Annotated in this window: 2 protein-coding genes; both read right to left on the reverse strand. The window is 74.1% G+C overall.

Annotated features, from left to right (window positions below; all coding sequences use genetic code 11):
• A partial coding sequence (locus C1A33_RS24305; RefSeq protein WP_101833648.1) for a M20 family metallopeptidase occupies positions 1-1,227 on the reverse strand: 1,227 nt, incomplete at its 3' end.
• The coding region (locus tag C1A33_RS24310) for an ABC transporter permease (protein ID WP_207770476.1) at positions 1,224-2,036 on the reverse strand (813 nt) is incomplete at its 5' end. The genes C1A33_RS24305 and C1A33_RS24310, both read right to left, overlap by 4 nt.

A 2,036-nucleotide genomic window follows, 5' to 3' on the forward strand; every position in this document is an offset into this window, starting at 1 on the left:
CGCGCCGGCCAGGGCGTGCGCGCCGTCGGCGAGCAGCAGCCGGGCGCTCGGCGAGGCCGCCGCGGCGGTGAAGGCCGGCTCGTGGTTGCCGCTGCCGCCGGTGTCGAGGCGCAGCATCGGCTGGATGGTGGGGACGAGCCACGACAGGTTCCCGACGTCGGTGCTCGCCGCCCGCCCGGACGGCGGGGTGTACGTCTGGTCCGTTCCGGCCAGGTCGGCGTCGGCGAGGCCGGGTCCGGTCAGGTAGGACAGGTCGGCGTCGGCGAAGCGGTGGCAGGAGCGGGCGAACAGCAGCGAGAGCAGCCGGTCGTAGCGGATCTCGGCGAAGCGGGGCAGCGCGCGTTCGATGGTCGTCTCGCAGCCGGTCGCGAGCCCACCGGCGCGCAGGCAGTCCCCCACCCGGGCGGTCACATCGTCGAGCGTGGCCACGTCGGCAGCGCGGATCTTCACCGTCATCGCCGCCCGCTCGGGGATGATGTTCACCGCCTCGCCCGCCTGGGTGACCAGCGTGTGGACGCGCACGGTGGCCGGTAGCTGCTGGCGCAGCAGCCCGATCGCGACGTTCGCCACGGTGATCGCGTCGTAGGCGTTGCGGCCGCGCTCGGGAAACGAGGAGGCGTGCGCGGGATGCCCGTGATAACGGACGGTGAGAGTGTCATTCGCCAGCGTCGCGGGGCACAGCTCGTCCCGGTTGGCCGGATGGATCTGCGCGGCCAGGTGGATGTCGTCGAAGACACCGGCCTCGGCCAGGTAGATCTTCCCGCCGGCGTTCTCCTCGGCGGGGCAGCCGACGACGACCACCCGCAGGCCGGCCTCGGCCGCGACGGGGGCAAGCGCGGCGGCGGCGGCGATCGCCATGGCGCCGATGAGGTTGTGCCCGCAGGCGTGGCCGATGCCGGGCAGGGCGTCGTACTCGGCGGTGAGCGCGACGGTCAGCGGGCCGGTGCCGTACTCGGCGCGGAACGCGGTCGGCATCCCGGCAAGACCGCGGGTCACCGCGAAGCCCCGCTCCTCGAGCGCCGCGGTGAGCAGCCCGGCGGCGTGGAACTCGACGAGGCCGAGCTCGGGCCGGGCGTGCACCGCCTGGGCCAGCTCCCACCAGCGCCGTTCGTGCGCGGCGAGGTGGTGGTCGACCCGTGCCAGCAGCTCCGCCGGCGGTGCGAGGGTGTCCTCCCCGCGGGTCTGGCCCGCCAGTACGGACGGTCCGGATGTCGACGGTGCGGTCATCGGCGTCCTCCCTCGGTTCCGGTGCTGGGCACCACCGCGTAGCCCAGGTGGGCGGCCCACGCGACGAGCAGGGAGGGCAGTCCGTAGGCGGCGAGGCCCAGCAGCGCGGCGACGACGCTGGTCGCCCACAGCAGGTCGGTGTCCCGGTTCGCCAGCGCGGACGTCATCAGCTCGCCGACGCCGCCGAGACCGGACAGCCATTCGGCGAGCAGCGCCGCGAGCACCGCCATCGGCGCGGCGACGCGCAGCCCGACGAGCAGGCTGCCGACCGCGCTCGGCAGGGCGCCGAGCCGCAGCCGGCACGAGAAGGACGTGGCATAGAGGTCCTGCAGCTCGCTTACCTCGGCGGGCACGGCCGCGAAGCCGTCCAGGGCGGCGATCAGCAGCGTGAACACGGTCACCACGACGACGCAGGCCACCGACGTGCCGAGACCATGCCCGGTGACCAGGGTGAACAGCGGCGCGACGCCGACGATCGGCAGGGTGCGCACCAGCAGCGCGTAGGCGGTCAACGGCGTACGGATGATCGGCCAGCGTAGCGCCGCGACGGCGAGCAGTAGCGCGAGCGCCGCCGACGCGGCGAGCCCGAGCACGGCGCCCTGCGCGGTCACCCAGATCCGGCTCAGCAGCAGGCCGGCGTGGGAACCGATGGCGCCGGCGGTGTCCGCCGGGGACGCGACCTGGTAGCGCGGCACGTCACCGATCGTGATCGCGAGCTGCCAGGCCACTACCAGCGCGACGAGCACCCCGGCAACGCTCAGCGGCGTGCGTGCGTTGTACCAGATCATCGACCATTCGTCGTGCAGCGT

This window comes from Frankia canadensis, from assembly GCF_900197875.1.
GTDB lineage: Bacteria > Actinomycetota > Actinomycetes > Frankiales > Frankiaceae > Frankia > Frankia canadensis.